We start from the raw sequence: 1,009 nt of genomic DNA, 5'->3' as shown, positions 1-1,009 counted from the left end.
GGCATCAAAATCTTTGCAGACGCTTGCGAGAATCAGTTGCATGGCGTCGAGATGTTCTTTCTTGAATACATTGCGCCGATACTTTGTTACGAATACCAAATGAACATGAAGGGAAAATACACAATGCCTTCCGTGGCGCAAATGGCTATCTATCTTGCGTGGACGGGACACAACTCCTCTCGCATGGTTTTATTAGACCAATGATAATTTAGGGCGTGGATTGCACCAAAACCCTGCGCCTGCGCATCAAAGACAAGCACGCCAAAGTGCTTGCTGCGATGGCGCGCGAGGTCAATCAGGTGTTCAACTTCTGCAATGAAACCAGCCACCGCGCCATTCGTGAACGCCGCCAGTGGCTGTCGGGCTACGACTTGCAAAAGCTGACCAACGGTTTCAGTCAATGCGATGGGGTATTGATTGGTTCGCCCACCGTGCAGCAAGTCTGCGAGGACTACGCCAAGGCACGCAAGCAATTCAAAAAGGCCAAACTGCGCTGGCGCGTCTCCAACCCGCAAAGCAGCAAATACAGCCTCGGCTGGATTCCTTTCAAGGCGCGCGCCTTGCAATACAAGGCGGGGCAAATCCAGTTTGCTGGTCAGAAATTCAGTCTATGGGACAGCTACGGTTTGGCTGACTACCAATTGCGTGCTGGCAGTTTCTGCCAAGACACACGCGGGCGCTGGTATCTCAACGTCGCAGTCAAGGTACAAGCCAAAACCAGCGCTGCAACAGCGGCAGTCGGTATCGACTTGGGCCTGAAAGAGGCGGCGGTGACTTCTACTGGCGAACGTATCGAAGGGCGCTTCTATCGCAAGCTGCAGGCCAAGCTGGGCATGGCGCAGCGGGCGCACAAAAAGCATCGAGTCCGCGCCATCCACGCAAGAATTGCCAACCAGCGCAAAGACCTGTTGCACCAGTTCAGCAGCGCGCTGGTGAAAAACCACGCCGCCATTTTTGTCGGTGATGTGGCAGCTGGCAAACTGGTCAAAACCAAGATGGCCAAGTCCAC

General features: G+C 54.1%; 2 protein-coding genes. One reads left to right on the top strand and one right to left on the bottom strand.

Annotated elements, in window-relative coordinates:
- Positions 1-171: transposase (locus KHY18_RS26900; RefSeq protein ID WP_213307503.1), on the bottom strand; the 171-nt coding region annotated here is incomplete at its 3' end.
- Positions 172-215: 44 nt separating this feature from the next.
- On the opposite strand from KHY18_RS26900, the gene KHY18_RS26895 reads away from it, so the two are divergent.
- The coding region (locus KHY18_RS26895; RefSeq protein ID WP_213307500.1) for an RNA-guided endonuclease InsQ/TnpB family protein at positions 216-1,009 on the top strand (794 nt) is incomplete at its 3' end.

The sequence above is a fragment of the Acidovorax sp. CCYZU-2555 genome, assembly GCF_018413525.1.
Classification (GTDB): Bacteria; Pseudomonadota; Gammaproteobacteria; order Burkholderiales; family Burkholderiaceae_C; genus Comamonas.
The sequence above is the reverse complement of the archived record's forward strand: the minus strand, read 5'-3'. Positions and strand labels throughout refer to the sequence as shown.